Source organism: Sphingomonas sp. BAUL-RG-20F-R05-02, assembly GCF_022662305.1.
Classification (GTDB): Bacteria; Pseudomonadota; Alphaproteobacteria; order Sphingomonadales; family Sphingomonadaceae; genus Sphingomonas.
This window is the reverse complement of sequence record NZ_JAKNQH010000007.1, coordinates 84520-98256: the sequence shown is the minus strand read 5'-3', so window position 1 is coordinate 98256 and position 13737 is coordinate 84520. Positions and strand designations below refer to the sequence as shown.

General features: G+C 65.9%; 18 protein-coding genes. 15 read left to right on the top strand and 3 right to left on the bottom strand.

Annotated elements, in window-relative coordinates:
* Positions 1–207: 207 nt before the first annotated feature.
* From L8F97_RS15370 to L8F97_RS15320, 11 genes are all read left to right on the top strand, one after another.
* On the top strand, positions 208–1017 hold the full coding sequence (locus tag L8F97_RS15370) for a pyruvate, water dikinase regulatory protein (protein ID WP_242152066.1): 810 nt from the start codon (positions 208–210) through the stop codon (positions 1015–1017).
* On the top strand, positions 1014–1610 hold the full coding sequence (locus L8F97_RS15365; RefSeq protein WP_242152063.1) for a Maf family protein: 597 nt from the start codon (positions 1014–1016) through the stop codon (positions 1608–1610). Before L8F97_RS15370 ends, L8F97_RS15365 begins: the two co-directional genes overlap by 4 nt.
* On the top strand, positions 1607–2413 hold the full coding sequence (locus L8F97_RS15360) for a shikimate dehydrogenase family protein (RefSeq protein ID WP_242152059.1): 807 nt from the start codon (positions 1607–1609) through the stop codon (positions 2411–2413). The genes L8F97_RS15365 and L8F97_RS15360 overlap by 4 nt, the downstream gene beginning before the upstream one ends.
* Positions 2410–3003 carry a dephospho-CoA kinase gene (gene coaE / locus L8F97_RS15355; protein ID WP_242152055.1) on the top strand — a complete coding sequence of 198 codons (594 nt, stop codon included), beginning with the start codon at positions 2410–2412 and terminating at the stop codon, positions 3001–3003. The genes L8F97_RS15360 and coaE overlap by 4 nt, the downstream gene beginning before the upstream one ends.
* 7 nt (positions 3004–3010) lie before the next feature.
* Positions 3011–3703, top strand: coding sequence for a DNA polymerase III subunit epsilon (dnaQ, locus tag L8F97_RS15350; protein ID WP_242152051.1), 693 nt, complete (start codon positions 3011–3013; stop codon positions 3701–3703).
* 53 nt (positions 3704–3756) lie between these two features.
* Complete coding sequence (gene hpf / locus L8F97_RS15345) at positions 3757–4374, top strand: ribosome hibernation-promoting factor, HPF/YfiA family (RefSeq protein ID WP_242152047.1); 618 nt, start codon at positions 3757–3759, stop codon at positions 4372–4374.
* A gap of 72 nt (positions 4375–4446) precedes the next feature.
* Positions 4447–4914, top strand: coding sequence for a PTS sugar transporter subunit IIA (locus tag L8F97_RS15340; RefSeq protein ID WP_242152044.1), 468 nt, complete (start codon positions 4447–4449; stop codon positions 4912–4914).
* Positions 4865–5371 (top strand): PaaI family thioesterase, encoded by a 507-nt coding sequence (locus L8F97_RS15335; RefSeq protein WP_242152039.1) that lies wholly within the window; start codon positions 4865–4867, stop codon positions 5369–5371. Before L8F97_RS15340 ends, L8F97_RS15335 begins: the two co-directional genes overlap by 50 nt.
* Complete coding sequence (locus L8F97_RS15330; protein WP_242152028.1) at positions 5368–5709, top strand: DUF1491 family protein; 342 nt, start codon at positions 5368–5370, stop codon at positions 5707–5709. The genes L8F97_RS15335 and L8F97_RS15330 overlap by 4 nt, the downstream gene beginning before the upstream one ends.
* A gap of 284 nt (positions 5710–5993) precedes the next feature.
* The gene (locus tag L8F97_RS15325; protein WP_313932014.1) at positions 5994–6524 is read left to right on the top strand and encodes a cell wall hydrolase; all 531 of its coding nucleotides are present in this window, start codon (positions 5994–5996) and stop codon (positions 6522–6524) included.
* A 58-nt stretch (positions 6525–6582) separates the two neighbouring features.
* Positions 6583–7068 carry an MmcB family DNA repair protein gene (locus L8F97_RS15320; RefSeq protein WP_242152014.1) on the top strand — a complete coding sequence of 162 codons (486 nt, stop codon included), beginning with the start codon at positions 6583–6585 and terminating at the stop codon, positions 7066–7068.
* 6 nt (positions 7069–7074) lie between these two features.
* On the opposite strand, the gene L8F97_RS15315 is transcribed toward L8F97_RS15320, so the two are convergent.
* Positions 7075–7683 (bottom strand): ankyrin repeat domain-containing protein, encoded by a 609-nt coding sequence (locus L8F97_RS15315; protein ID WP_242152011.1) that lies wholly within the window; start codon positions 7681–7683, stop codon positions 7075–7077.
* Positions 7684–7757: 74 nt separating this feature from the next.
* On the opposite strand from L8F97_RS15315, the gene L8F97_RS15310 reads away from it, so the two are divergent.
* The 3 genes from L8F97_RS15310 to L8F97_RS15300 are packed head-to-tail and all read left to right on the top strand — an operon-like array spanning position 7758 to position 9471.
* Complete coding sequence (locus L8F97_RS15310; RefSeq protein WP_242152009.1) at positions 7758–8366, top strand: SCO family protein; 609 nt, start codon at positions 7758–7760, stop codon at positions 8364–8366.
* Positions 8363–8797, top strand: a complete 435-nt coding sequence (locus L8F97_RS15305; RefSeq protein WP_409929051.1) for a YcgN family cysteine cluster protein — start codon at positions 8363–8365, stop codon at positions 8795–8797. The genes L8F97_RS15310 and L8F97_RS15305 overlap by 4 nt, the downstream gene beginning before the upstream one ends.
* Complete coding sequence (locus L8F97_RS15300) at positions 8794–9471, top strand: M48 family metallopeptidase (RefSeq protein WP_242152002.1); 678 nt, start codon at positions 8794–8796, stop codon at positions 9469–9471. The genes L8F97_RS15305 and L8F97_RS15300 overlap by 4 nt, the downstream gene beginning before the upstream one ends.
* On the opposite strand, the gene L8F97_RS15295 is transcribed toward L8F97_RS15300, so the two are convergent.
* On the bottom strand, positions 9444–11618 hold the full coding sequence (locus L8F97_RS15295; RefSeq protein ID WP_242151999.1) for a transglycosylase domain-containing protein: 2175 nt from the start codon (positions 11616–11618) through the stop codon (positions 9444–9446). The genes L8F97_RS15300 and L8F97_RS15295 overlap by 28 nt on opposite strands.
* 167 nt (positions 11619–11785) lie before the next feature.
* Between L8F97_RS15295 and L8F97_RS15290 the strand changes: the two genes are divergently transcribed.
* Positions 11786–13090 (top strand): UDP-glucose dehydrogenase family protein, encoded by a 1305-nt coding sequence (locus L8F97_RS15290; protein ID WP_242151995.1) that lies wholly within the window; start codon positions 11786–11788, stop codon positions 13088–13090.
* 180 nt (positions 13091–13270) lie between these two features.
* Here L8F97_RS15290 and rpoZ read toward each other — a convergent pair whose 3' ends face one another.
* On the bottom strand, positions 13271–13615 hold the full coding sequence (rpoZ, locus tag L8F97_RS15285; protein WP_242151992.1) for a DNA-directed RNA polymerase subunit omega: 345 nt from the start codon (positions 13613–13615) through the stop codon (positions 13271–13273).
* Between the last annotated feature and the right edge of the window lie 122 nt (positions 13616–13737).

Here is a 13737-nt window from a genome sequence, read left to right as displayed (position 1 = left end):
CTTGACGCCCCGAACACCGCCAAACGCATCGGATTCGATTCCGTCGCACCCGCTTTCCACAGGCTGTGGACAAATCGCCGCGATGTGCACGCCGCTGTGGAGAAAACGCGGCTTTTCCACCGTCCGATCGGCCTTTTCGCAAAAGCAAAGTTCCGCTAGCGATCGTCCCGATGTTATCCACACTTCTGTCCTGCTGAGGCTCCGCGGATGCGGCTGCACCTCCATCTCCTCTCGGATTCGACCGGCGAAACGCTGGAGAACATCGCCAAGGCCGCGCTTGCGCAGTATGACGACGTCGAGACGATCCGGCACTTTTGGCCGATGGTGCGGACCGAGGGGCATCTCGAACGCATCCTTCAGGAGATTTCGCAAAATCCAGGCCTCGTCGTGTTCACGTTGGTCAACAGCGAGACGCGGCGAGCGCTGGAGATGCGCTGCCACGCGCTCGGCCTGCCGGCGGTGGCGCCGCTCGATGGCGTGACCAACGCGCTGTCCGGCTTGCTCGGCCAGCAGGCGAAGGCGCGGCCGGGGCGGCAGCACGTGCTCGACGCCGCCTATTTCGCGCGGGTCGATGCGATCCAGTTCACCATCGCACATGACGATGGTCTGGGCGCGGAGGACTGGGAGGAGGCTGATATCGTGCTGGCCGGCGTCTCACGCTCGTCCAAGACGCCGACCTCGATCTATCTCGCCAACCGCGGCTACAAGACCGCCAACATCCCGGTGGTGGTGGAAAGCCCGCCGCCGCGCGCGTTGTTCTCGCTGAAACGGCCGCTGGTGGTTGGGCTGACCACCAGCGCCGACCGGCTGATCCAGGTACGGCGCAACCGGTTGCTGTCGCTTAATCAGGCGCCGGAGACGGATTACGTCAACCAGGAAGCGGTCGCGCGCGAAGTGGCCTGGGCGCGGCGGATGTTCGCGGATAACGGCTGGCCGGTGATCGATGTTACGCGGCGATCGATCGAGGAAACGGCGGCGGCGATCATCGCGCTGGTCGCGGAACGGGGTGACGCATGAAACTGCTGCTCGCATCGAAAAGCGCATCGCGGCGGGCGATGCTGTCGGCGGCAGGCGTACCGTTCGAGGCAGTGTCGGCGGGGGTCGATGAGGAGAGCGCCAAGGCGGCGCTGCGCGCGGACGGTCTGCCGGCGCGCGATCTCGCAGATGCGCTCGCTGAGCTGAAGGCGCTGCGGGTGTCGCAGCGGGTGCCGGGGGCTTTGGTGCTGGGATCGGATTCGATCGTGGAACTGGACGACGGCACCATGCTCGACAAGCCGATTAGCCGTGAGAATGCCGCCGAGCATCTCCGCCGGATGTCGGGCAAACGCCACGATCTCGTCAGCGCGGCGGTGATCGCCGAAGTCGGGCGGCCGGTGTGGCGCGTGGTCGATCGCGCCAAGATGCACGTCCGGACGTTATCCGACGCGTTCATCGAGCAGTATCTCGACGCGGAATGGCCGGAGATTTCCGGCTGCGTCGGCTGCTACCGGATCGAGGGGCCAGGCGCGCAACTGTTCTCACGTATCGAAGGGAGCCAGTTTACCGTGCTCGGCCTGCCGCTGCTCCAGGTGCTCGATTATCTGCGCATACGAGGGGTGATGCAGACATGACGATGTACGCGGAAGTGATCGGTGATCCGATCGCCCATTCCAAATCGCCGCTGATCCACGGCTTCTGGATCGATGCGCTTGGGCTGGATGCAACATATGCCCGCCGGCATGTGTTGGCGGCGGATCTCGCCGGCTATTTCGCCGAGCGGCAGGCCGATCCCGACTGGCGCGGGTGCAACATCACCGTGCCGCACAAGCTCGCCGCGCTTGATCATGTCGGTGATCCCGGTGACGTGCGCGCGTCGATCGGCGCGATCAACACCGTGCTGCGGCAGGGCGACGGGCTGATCGGCACCAACACCGATGCCGCCGGCTTCTATACGCCGATCGCCGACCGCGATCTGGCGGGTAAGCCGGTGGTGGTGATTGGCGCGGGCGGTGCGGCGCGCGCGGTGCTGTTCGCGCTGGCGCGAGCAGGCGTCGGGCCGGTGACGTTGCTCAACCGCAACGTGCTGAAGGGCGCGGCGCTGCTGTCGGCGTTCGGTCTGAAGGGCAAGGCACTCCCACTCGGCAGTGCGATCCCGGCGGCGGCGTTGCTGGTCAACACCAGCACGCTCGGCATGGTCGGCCAGCCCGATCTCGACGTGGATCTCACCCCCCTGCCCGACGATGCGCTGGTATATGACGTAGTGTACGCGCCGATCGAGACGCCGTTGCTCGCGCAGGCCGATGCGCGCGGGCTGGAAACGGTCGATGGCCTGGAGATGCTGGTCGGACAGGCGGCAATCGCGTTCGAGCTGTTTTTCGGCGTCGCCCCGCCGCGCGACCGTGACGAGGAACTGCGCGCGCTGTTGCTGGCGTGATTGCGCTGGGCCTGACCGGCTCGATTGGCATGGGCAAATCGACGGTGGCAGCGATGTTCGCGGACGCCGGCGTGCCGGTGTTCGATGCCGATGCGGTGGTCCACCGGTTGCAGGGCGCGGGCGGGCGGCTGGTCGCGGCGATCGAAGCCGCGTTCCCCGGCACCACTGCGGCGGACGGCGTGGATCGCGCCAAGCTCGGCAGGGCGGTGCTGGGCGACGCTGCGGCGTTGCGGCGGCTGGAGGCGATCGTCCACCCTGCCGTCGCGGAGGAGCGCGCCGCCTTCCTCGCCGCCAACCGCGACGCCGCGATCGTGCTGCTCGACGTGCCATTGCTGTTAGAAACCGGCGGCACGCGGTATGTCGACAAGGTGGCGGTGGTCGATGCGCCGCCCGAGGTGCAGCGCGCCCGTGTCCTCGCCCGGCCGGCCATGACGGCGGAGAAATTCGCGGCGATCCTCGCGCGGCAGATGCCCAACGCGGACAAGATCGCGCGCGCCGATTTCGTCATCCCGACCGGCGGCACGCTGGCCGAGACGCACGCCGCCGTTGCGCGCGTGATTGCTTGCCTGAGCGGACCCGAAGCCCGATAATACCGCCATGCGCGAGATCGTCTTCGACACCGAAACCACCGGATTCAGCTTTGCCGACGGCGACCGTCTGGTCGAGATCGGCTGTATCGAGATGTTCAACCGCGTCGAGACCGGCAAGAGTTTCCACGCCTATTTTCATCCCGAACGCGCGATGCCGGCGGAGGCGCAGCGCGTCCACGGCCTCACCGATGCGTTCCTCGCCGACAAGCCGCTGTTCGCCCACGGCGTCGACGCGCTGGTCGATTTCCTCGGCGACGCGCCGCTGGTGGCGCACAATGCGACCTTCGATTTCGGCTTCCTCAACGGCGAACTCGGGCGGTGCGGACGGCCGCCGGTCGGCATGCACCGCATGGTTGATACCATCGTCATCGCGCGGCAACGCCACCCCGGTGCCAAGCACAGCCTCGACGCGCTGTGTTCGCGCTATGGCATCGACCGCAGCGCACGCACGTTTCACGGCGCGTTGCTCGACGCGCAATTGCTCGCGCAGGTTTATGTCGAACTCACCGGCGGGCGGCAGATCGGCCTTGGGCTGCTCACCGATACGCCGGTTCTCGAGCCTCAGGTCACCGTCTCGAGTGGCCCGGTCACGGTGCGGCCGCCCCGTACCTTTACGGCGAGCGCGGCGGAACTTGCGCGCCACGCCGCGTTTTTAAAGAATGTCACCGACCCGTTATGGGGTGCGGCGGCATCTGGTTGACGATAGCGGACGGAGGGTTCAGCCTTCCCGCCCGACATACAAGGAGAATACACATGGATATCCGAGTCTCCGGCCATCAGGTCGAAACGGGCGAGGCGATCAAGGTCCATGTCGACGAGCGCCTCCAGGCGATCGCCACCAAATATTTTGCCCGTGCCATCTCGGCGCAGGTCACCTTCAGCCCCGCCCCGCACGGCGCGTTCGCCTGCGACATCGTCGCGCACGTCATGCAGGGTCTGGTGCTGAAAGCTAACAACAGCGGCATGGAGGCGCACGTCGCCTTCGACGGTGCCGCCGACAAGATCGAGAAGCAGTTGCGCCGCTACATGCGCCGCCTGAAGGACCGCAGCGCCGTGCCCGCCGGTGGCGCCTCCATCGCTGACGACGGCACGGTCACCGACAACGCCGGCTACACCGTGTTCCAGGACAATCCCGCCGAGGAGGAGATTGAGGGCGATTACCCGCTGATCGTCGCCGAGACGCGGGTCGACGTGCCCGACGCCACCGTGTCGGACGCGGTGATGATGCTCGACCTGCGCAACACCGCCGCGCTGCTGTTCCGCAACGTCGGATCGGGCGCGTACAACATGGTGTACCGCCGGGGCGACGGCACGATCGGCTGGGTCGAGCCGCACCGCGCTGCGACTGGCGCGACAAACGGCATCGCCTGACGCTTTCGCCGGCGCGCATTCCGGTCTATGCGCGCCGGCGGAGAAGCGCCGGTGAACGGCCGAAGGAATGTCATGACTGAGTTCAGCGATCTGCTACTGCCCGGTGCGGTGGTGGCGGATCTTGCCGTTAGTGCAAAAAAACCGTTGTTTCAGCAGATCGGTATGATCGCCGGGTCGGCCTATGCGCTTGATCCGGTGACGGTGACCGACGCGCTCTCCGCGCGGGAGAAGCTGGGTAGCACCGGCTTCGGTGGCGGTGTCGCGACGCCGCATGGACGTATCGACGGGCTGCCCCACGTGGTCGGTATCTTCACCCGGCTGGCGCACGCGATCGATTTCAGGGCGGTGGACGATCTGCCGGTCGACATCATATTCACGTTGCTGTCGCCGCCCGATGCCGGAGCCGCACACCTGAAGGCACTCGCGCTGGTGTCGCGATCCTTGCGCGATCGCGCGCTCGTGGCAAAGTTGCGCGGTGCGGGATCGCCCGATGCGCTGTACGCGCTGTTCAGCACCGGCGAGGCGCGTGACGCCGCCTGATCCTGCCACGGCAGGGGAAGCAGCGCATTTCCGCGCGCTGGAGCATCTCTATGCTGCCGCACCGATCAATCGGCTGTTCGAGTCACGCCTGGAGATCTTCGAGGCGGGGGTCGCACGGATCCACTTCCAGGTGGATGAACGCTATTTCCATGCCGGCGGGGCGGCGCACGGTACAAGTTATTTCAAGATGCTTGACGATGCCGCCTTCTACGCGGCGAACAGTCTGGTGTCGGATCGCTTTCTGCTCACCACCGCGTTCAACCTGCTGTTGACCAAGCCGCTGCGGAGTGGGCCGGTCATCGCCGAGGGTCGCTGGATCAGCGGGCAGCGGCGGGTGTTCGTCGCAGAGGCGCGGCTGATCGACGAGCAAGGCGATGAAGTGGCGCGGGGTACCGGCACGTTCATGCGCTCCCGAATCGCCCTGGCAGCGCTTCCAGGCTACCGGGTGGATGCATGAACGACCGCTTGCCGAGCGGCATATTGGTCTCCGCGCTGCTGCGGCGCGTCAACGACGCTGGCGGCATGGCCATGGTCTTGGCTAAAGGACACCAGCAAGCTGGCTCTATACTGCTAATTTTGAACGATAAAGGCCGGTTTGACGGGTTTGTCGAGCCCGGTCGGGATCTCTCCGGCAATCCTGTCCTCGTTTCCGCCGGTCCGGGCGATATCGATTCGCCGGCGGAGGTGACCGCATACTGGCAGCGCCGTCGTAGCCGCGACCCGGATCTGTGGGTCGTCGATCTCGACATCCCGTTTGCGCAACGAGTCGCCGCAGAAACAATCCTGCCGCGTTGACCATTTAACGTTCTCGCTGGCAAGGCGCGGACAACGTTTTCGCGTTGTGTCAGTCCGGGTGCGATCCGGAGTGGTTACGCAGTCGGGGGATGTCCGGGGGGACCGGCCTGTAACAGGGCAGGGTCGCTTGCGCGCACCACCGCACATTAGTCGATCGAATGTCGTTTCTGCATCGCGCTGCCACACTGGCAGCGATCTTGACCAGCTTCACCGGCCTCGCCGGGGCCAGCACTCCCGGCTTTGCTGTTCAAATCAATCAAAGTTATAACGCCCCTGCGGCAAAAATGGTTCCTGCCGTCCTCGTGACGCAAACCACACCAGATTCCAGCACTGCTCCCGCGGTTGATCGTGCCGATCCCGCCGAAGTCCAGCCTGCTCCCGCTCCCAGCTACGCCTCGCTCGACGATGCGGTCGCCGCACAAACCGATACCGCCCATTCTGACGACATCGCGCGCAACGATGCGCTGCAGTGTCTCGCTGGTGCGATCTATTTCGAGTCAAAGGGCGAACCGCTCAGCGGCCAACTCGCCGTTGCCGAAGTCATCATCAACCGCAGCAAGTCGGGCAAGTTTCCCACGTCGATCTGCTCGGTGGTGACGCAGCCCGGCCAGTTCTCGTTCGTGCGCGGTGGCCGCGTTCCCGACGTATCGGACAACCACAATTACCGTGTCGCGCTCGCCGTTGCGCGCGTCGCGCTCAACGATGCATGGGACAGCCCCGCGCCCAAGGCGCTGTTCTTCCACGCGCGTCACGCAAGCTTCAGCGCCAGCCGCACGCAGATCGCGTCGATCGGCAACCACATCTTCTATCGCTGAACGATCGTTACCGAACGGGCGGAATTGACCTGTTCGCGGAATGTTCTAGTGTCGAGTGATGCTCGCCACGCCTGATCTCGATACCGTCCGTCAGTCGCTGTGCGCCGCCGAGGTGGCGCGCGGCACCGTGCGGATGTTGCTACGCCACGATCTCGTCGCCATCGCCGAGGTGCCGCTCGACGGCGGCCGGCGGGCCGACCTGATGGCGCTCGACACGCGGGGCAACGTCGTGATCGTCGAGATCAAGGTGTCGCGAGCCGACCTGCTCGGGGATGGCAAATGGACCGACTATCTCGGCTGTTGCGACCGCTACTATTGGGCGGTGCCGGCCGGCTTCGATGTGTCGCCGCTCGACGGGGCGGCGTTCCTGCCTGAACGTACGGGCATCATCGTCGCGGATCGCTACGATGCGGTCATCACACGCGAGGCCCATACCACCGCCCTGCCTGCCCCGGCGCGGAAGCGCATAACACTGGCGTTTGCGCGCCGCGCGGCACGCAGGCTTATCGCTGTGCTCGATCCGGATGCGGTGGAGGGGTTCTGATCCGCTTTACAGTTTCGGCCCGGACACGACGCGCTTTGCAGCCTTCGGCGTCTCGTCGATCAGCTTGGCGATGGCAGGCGAGCGGGTGTCCTGATGCGCATAGTCGCGCGCCGACATGCCGGCGACGTTGTCGGTCTGGTCGGGATCGGCGCCTTCGCTGAGCAGCGTGCGCACCGTCGCCAGATCGCGGTGCTGCACCGCGCGGATCAACGGGGTTTCACCGCTGTTGTTGGCGAGGTTGACGTTTGCACCAGCCTTTTTGAGGATTTCGAGGATATCGCTGCGCCCGTTACCGGCGGCGATCAGCATTGCCGTCTCACCCTTGTTGTCGCGCAGGTTCACGTCGGCTTGGCTGGCGATCAGGAAGTTGAGGTAGGCCGTATCGCTCCGCTTCGTCACGATATGGATCGCACCCTCCCCCGTGCTGAAGTCGCGCGTGTTGACGATGGTCTGGCCGGGCTTGGAAAGGATCGCGATGACGTCGTCGTTCTTCGCATCGCGGATCGCCTGGAGGAATTTGTAACCCGCCGACTGGTTGAGCTGCGCGGTGGCAGGTGCGGTAGGGAGCGCCAGCGCGGCGACGAGAAGGGAAAGACCCGCAAGACGTGCGTTCATTGGTGAAATCGACCTTTTGCCTGTACGGTCCGGACTTGCGCCTGCGCCGCTATCAGATCAAGGCTGCCTGCACCATGAACGCAAATGTCCGCGCAATCACCGCGCTGCTCGCCGCGTCCCTGCTGGCCAGCATGCCAATAGCCTGTTCGCGAGCGCCCGAAGCTACCCAGTCGCCACCGCTCGCCGGTGCGAAGATCGGCGGCCCTTTCACGCTGACGGACCAGAACGGCCGCACGGTCACCGATGCGCGCTTCGCCGGTCAGTATCGGGTGATGTATTTCGGCTATACGTTCTGTCCTGACGTGTGCCCGACCGACATGCAGACGCTTGGCGCCGGCCTGCGCGCGTTCGAGGCGAAGGATGCCGCGCGCGCTGCGAAGGTGGTGCCGGTTTTCGTCACGGTTGACCCCGAGCGGGATACGCCGGCGGTGCTCAAACCCTTCGTTGCTGCCTTCCACCCGCGCATGGTCGGACTGACCGGCAGCCCGCAGGCGATCGCGGCGGTGACAAAGGAATATGCCGTGTTCTACCAGAAGCAGCCGCCCGCCCCCGGCGGGGGGTACATGGTGCAGCATTCGCGCGTTGCGTATCTGATGGATCCCAAGGGCCAGCCTGTGGCGCTGATCCCGGTCGACAAAACGCCTGACGCGGTGGCCGGCGAACTGGCGCGGTGGGTGAAGTGAGCAACCGGTTCTGGGAAAACACCCCGATCGAAAAGCTCGATCGCGCGCAGTGGGAGGCGCTGTGCGATGGCTGCGGCAAATGCTGCCTGCACAAGCTGGAGGACGATGAGACTGGCGAGCTCTTCCCGACCAACGTGTCGTGCCGGCTGCTCGACCGCCGGACCGCGCAGTGTTCGGATTACCGGCACCGCCATGCCTATGTCAGCGAATGCGTGCGGCTGAACCGGGACAACGTCTATTCGATCGACTGGCTGCCGACGACCTGCGCGTACCGCCTGCGTGCGGCGGGTGAGCCATTGCCGGGCTGGCATTACCTCGTCTCGGGGGATCGCGACGCGGTGCACCGCGCCGGTGAATCGGTAAAGGGCTGGACGATCTCCGAGGACGATGCCGGCGACTTCGAAAACCATGTGATCGATCGCGTATTGTGAGCGACGCGCTCGAGGTGGTGCGCCACCCGAGGGCGCGGCGGGCGCGGCTGTCGGTCGATCCGGCGAGCGGGCGCGTGCGGCTGACGCTGCCGCCGCGCGCGCCGGTGAAGGCGGCTCTGAAGTGGGCGGCGGGGCAGCAGGCCTGGATCGATGCGCAGCGTGCCCGCCTGCCGGAGCCGCGACCCTTCGCGCCGGGTGTGACCATCCCGATCGGCGGTGTGCCGGTGGGTTTGGACTGGGATCCCGGACGCCCCCGCAAGATCACGCTCGACGGCGATCGGCTGCTCTGCGGCGGTCCGCTCGATGGATTGTCGCGGCGTGTTGAATTGTGGCTGCGGCGCGAGGCGCTGCGCGTGTTGACGCTTGAAACCGCCGAACATGCCGCGCGCGCCGGCGTGACGGTCACCACCGTTAGTATCGGCGATCCGCGCGGGCGTTGGGGCAGCTGCGCGTCCAGCGGTGCGATCCGCTACAGCTGGCGGTTGATCCTCGCGCCGGCGTTCGTGCGGCGATCGACCGTGGCGCATGAGGTCGCGCACCGTGTGCACATGAACCACGGGCCGGATTTCCACGCGCTTGCCGCCGATCTCGACGACGGTGAGCCTGAGGAATCGCGGGCATGGCTCCGCGCGCACGGTGCCGCGCTTCACTGGTTCGGGCGCGGGTCCGCATAGCCGGGTTGCGGGCGCACCGGCGGCGGTGCGCCGACCGGACGATCGCCGCGCGGGCGGTTCGGCTGCTGATCGCGACCGAGCACATGATCCATCCACTGCTGATCGAGCTTTTCGGGGCGGGGTTGCGCGTCCTCGTCCGGAGCGACGGCGCCGTCGCCGATCGGATTGCCATCCGCATCGACGCGCTGGTCGCGAGACTGACGGGGTTGCGGTGCTTCGGGCTGCACCGGATTGCCGTCGTCATCGACGAACACACCGTTGTCCGGTTGGCCGTAGTAGCTTTCTTCGTCGGGTTCGATCGACATGTCGGGCAGCGTCACCTGCGTGTCGAACTGCTCGACCGGACGATTGGCGACTGCCACCGCCATGAAGTCGTGGAACGCCCTGGCTGGCGCGGTGCCGCCGTGCAGACCGGCGACGGGCCTGGCGTCGTCGCGCCCCATCCACACGCCGGTGGTAAGACCTGAGGAGAAGCCGACGAACCAACCGTCCTTGCTCGACGAGGTGGTGCCGGTCTTCCCCGCCACCGGGCGGCCGATCTGCGCGGCCTTGCCGGTGCCGGTGTTGACGGTGGTTTGCAGCAAATCGGTCATCTCGGCGGCGACATAGGGCGCGACGAGGACGTGGCTGGTGTCGATCTGCTGCGTATAGATGACCTCCCCGCCGGCAGTCACCTTGGTGATGCCATAGGGCGTTACCGCCACACCCTTGTTGGCGACGCTGGCAAACGCGCGCGTCAGATCGAGCAGATGCACTTCCGACGTACCGAGCACCATCGAGGGGTGGGTGTTGACCGGCGTGGTGATGCCGAAGCGCCGCGCCATATCCGCGACGGTGCCGAAACCGACCTCCTGCCCGAGCTTCGCCGCGACGGTGTTGATCGAATAGGCGAAGGCGGTGCGCAGTGTGGTCTGGCCGATGTTATGGCGCGCATCGTTGCGCGGGCTCCAGCCGTCGATCGTGATCGGCTCGTCAACGATCGAATCGTCAGGCTTGTGGCCCGCCTCGAGCGCGGCGAGATACACGAACAGTTTGAACGCGGATCCCGGCTGCCGCACCGCCGTGGTCGCGCGGTTGTAGATCGACGACACGTAATCCTTGCCGCCGACCATCGCGCGGACCGCGCCGTCGCGGTCGATAGCGACCAATGCGCCCTGCGCACCCGCCGGCGCATTGGTGCGCACCGCCGTATCGGCCGCGCGCTGCATGTTGAGATCGAGCGTGGTCCACACCTCGAGCGGGCGGGTCGGCTCGTCGATCAGCGTGGCGAGCTGCGGCAGCGCCCAGTCGGTGAAGTAGCGTACGCTGTTCTGCTTGGGCTCGGGCGCGAACTTGACGTTCTGGATATCCGCGTCGGCGGCTTCGCCCGGCGTGATCGCGCCGGTTTCCTCCATCAGCGAGAGCACCACGCCGGCGCGGTCCTTGGCGGCGGTCTCGTCGGCGGTCGGCGAATAGACGGACGGCGCCTTGACCAACCCGGCGATGATCGCGGCCTCTGCCAGCGAGAGGTGATCGGCACCATGACCAAAGAATTTGCGCGACGCTGCGTCGATGCCATAGGCGCCGCCGCCGAAATACACCTTGTTAAGGTACAGTTCGAGGATCTCGTCCTTCGAGAACTTGCGCTCCAGCGCGAGTGCGAGGAACGCCTCGTGCAGTTTGCGGCCGAGATCGTATTTGTTTGACAGGAAGATGGTCCGCGCAACCTGCTGCGTGATCGTCGACGCGCCCTGCTGACGCCTCCCGGTGCCGCGATTGGCGATGCCGAGCTTGATCGCGCGCGCCATGCCGACGGGATCGACGCCGATGTGGGAGCGGAAGCGGCGATCCTCCACCGAAATCATCGCCTCACGCATCACCGCCGGGATATGGTCGTAGGTCAGCCAATCGCCGTAGCTTGGGCCCAGCGAGACAATTACCGTGCCGTCGGCGGCATGCACGCGGATCATCTGTCCGTTGGGCGAGGACTTGAGCTGGTCGAAACTCGGCAACTGCGCACGCGTGACATAGACGGTGATCGCCATCGCCGCGAAGGCCAGCACGGCCAGCCCCACACCGATCTGGATCAGCAGGACGAGACGGCGGCGCCACAGCGGCTTGGTCGGGCGCGCGGGCGTGCGGGAACGGGTCTGGGAAGGTCTGGCCATGCTTGCGTCTCGCGATTACGCGCTTAACCGCAGCCGAACAAGCGGCCGCGTGGTATGCATCTACAGTTCGCACCGCTTCGGCGCCGATCCGCGTGGCGTGCACGTTGTTTGCTGCATTGCAATGTGTAAGGGCGTGGACATTGGCGACGCTTATGGGGGATCGCGACATGCAGATTACGATGATCGGCACGGGCTATGTTGGACTGGTGTCGGGCGCGTGTTTCGCCGATTTCGGCCACCGCGTGACGTGCGTGGACAAGGACGCCGGCAAGATCGAGCGGCTCCACCAGAACATCATGCCGATCTACGAACCCGGTCTCGACGCGCTCGTCGCCGATAATGTCGCCGCCGGCCGGCTGACCTTCACCACCGATACCGAGAGCGCGGTGGCGGAGGCCGACGTGATCTTCATCGCGGTCGGCACGCCGTCACGGCGGGGCGATGGCCATGCCGATCTGTCGTACGTCTATGCGGCGGTGCGCGAAGTGGCGGCGGCGGTCAAGAAGCCGGTGGTGATCGTCAACAAGTCGACCGTGCCGGTCGGTACCGGCGACGAGGTCGAGCGGATCGTGCGCGAAGTCGCGCCCGACGCGGACATCTGTGTCGTCTCCAACCCGGAATTCCTGCGCGAAGGCGCCGCGATCGACGATTTCAAACGGCCCGACCGTATCGTCGTCGGCACCGAGGATGCGCGTGCGCGCGAGGTGATGTCGGAAGTGTATCGTCCGCTGTTCATCAACCAGTCGCCGCTGATGTTCACCGCGCGCCGCTCGTCCGAGCTTATCAAATATGCCGCCAACGCTTTCCTGGCGGTGAAGATCACCTTCATCAACGAAATGGCGGATCTGTGCGAGGCGGTCGGCGCCAACGTGCAGGACGTGTCGCGCGGCATCGGCCTCGACAACCGCATCGGTTCGAAGTTCCTGCATGCAGGACCGGGCTATGGCGGGTCGTGCTTCCCCAAGGATACGCTCGCGCTGCTCAAGACCGCCGAGGATCACGAGGCACCGGTCAAGATCGTTGAGGCGACGGTCGCGGTCAACGACAGCCGCAAGCGCGCGATGGGGCGCAAGATCGTCAAGGCGATGGGCGGCGAGATCCGCGGCAAGACGGTCGCGCTGCTCGGCCTGACGTTCAAGCCCAACACCGACGACATGCGCGATTCGCCCGCGATCGCGATCGCGCAGACTCTGATCGACGAGGGCGCGCACGTCCGCGCCTATGATCCCGAGGGGATCGAGCAGGCCAAGCTGGTGATGAAGGACGTCGAGTTCGCCACCGACGCGTATAGCTGCGCGGAGGGTGCGTCGGCGCTGGTGATCGTCACCGAATGGAACGAGTTCCGCGCGCTCGACCTAAAACGCATCAAGTCAATCCTAGCCGAGCCGGTGCTGGTCGATCTGCGCAACATCTACACGCCGGCGGAAGTTCGACGGATCGGGCTGGACTATACGTCGGTCGGTCGCGGCTGACACACTGCGCCAGCGCTGACGATGAAGGGGCGGCCGTGCGAACGGTCGCCCCTTCATTGCGGCCATTCGAGCGGCGCTGCGGATTGGCGTGGTTCGGGCATTCCAGCCGTGGCAGGTGAGGTACCACGAAAAAGGGCGCCCGCGAACGGACGCCCCTTTTTTTAAACCCATTACCTCGGCTCAGCCGTCGTAATCGGCGCCCAGGTTCTGGTTGCGCGGCGGGGCGGCGGCAGTGAGGCGTAGCGCCTCGGCCGATGCTGCCAGCGAGCCGACCTCGTCCGGTGCGTCGTCGTCGTCGACCTGAACCTTCTGCATGCCGGAGATGACCGACTCTTCGAGGTGATCGGGACGAACCAGTTCCTCGGCGATCTCGCGCAGCGCGACGACCGGGTTCTTGTCACGGTCACGGTCGAGCATCAGCTCGGCGCCGCCGGAAATCTGCCGCGCACGCTGCGCGGCGAACAGCACCAGATCGAACCGGTTCGGGATCTTGTCGACGCAATCTTCGACGGTGACGCGCGCCATGAACGGCTTCCTTCGTGGATAATGCTGGGGATAAGCGTGGTGACCTACGCGCGTCACGCCGCCAAGTCAAGAAATGCGCCATGCCGGCGACTGAGGGTGCCGATTGCGACGCGAGCCTTGTG

Bases quoted from the DNA above. Each gene is read 5' to 3' on its own strand.
- dnaQ (WP_242152051.1), top strand. From the start codon at position 3,011: ATGCGCGAGATCGTCTTCGACACCGAAACCACCGGATTCAGCTTTGCC.
- L8F97_RS15330 (WP_242152028.1), top strand. From the start codon at position 5,368: ATGAACGACCGCTTGCCGAGCGGCATATTGGTCTCCGCGCTGCTGCGG.
- L8F97_RS15310 (WP_242152009.1), top strand. From the start codon at position 7,758: ATGAACGCAAATGTCCGCGCAATCACCGCGCTGCTCGCCGCGTCCCTG.
- L8F97_RS15365 (WP_242152063.1), top strand. From the start codon at position 1,014: ATGAAACTGCTGCTCGCATCGAAAAGCGCATCGCGGCGGGCGATGCTG.
- hpf (WP_242152047.1), top strand. From the start codon at position 3,757: ATGGATATCCGAGTCTCCGGCCATCAGGTCGAAACGGGCGAGGCGATC.
- rpoZ (WP_242151992.1), bottom strand. From the start codon at position 13,615: ATGGCGCGCGTCACCGTCGAAGATTGCGTCGACAAGATCCCGAACCGG.
- L8F97_RS15290 (WP_242151995.1), top strand. From the start codon at position 11,786: ATGCAGATTACGATGATCGGCACGGGCTATGTTGGACTGGTGTCGGGC.
- L8F97_RS15315 (WP_242152011.1), bottom strand. From the start codon at position 7,683: ATGAACGCACGTCTTGCGGGTCTTTCCCTTCTCGTCGCCGCGCTGGCG.
- L8F97_RS15360 (WP_242152059.1), top strand. From the start codon at position 1,607: ATGACGATGTACGCGGAAGTGATCGGTGATCCGATCGCCCATTCCAAA.
- L8F97_RS15325 (WP_313932014.1), top strand. From the start codon at position 5,994: ATGGTTCCTGCCGTCCTCGTGACGCAAACCACACCAGATTCCAGCACT.
- L8F97_RS15320 (WP_242152014.1), top strand. From the start codon at position 6,583: ATGCTCGCCACGCCTGATCTCGATACCGTCCGTCAGTCGCTGTGCGCC.
- L8F97_RS15340 (WP_242152044.1), top strand. From the start codon at position 4,447: ATGACTGAGTTCAGCGATCTGCTACTGCCCGGTGCGGTGGTGGCGGAT.
- L8F97_RS15335 (WP_242152039.1), top strand. From the start codon at position 4,865: ATGCGCTGTACGCGCTGTTCAGCACCGGCGAGGCGCGTGACGCCGCCT.
- L8F97_RS15295 (WP_242151999.1), bottom strand. From the start codon at position 11,618: ATGGCCAGACCTTCCCAGACCCGTTCCCGCACGCCCGCGCGCCCGACC.
- L8F97_RS15370 (WP_242152066.1), top strand. From the start codon at position 208: ATGCGGCTGCACCTCCATCTCCTCTCGGATTCGACCGGCGAAACGCTG.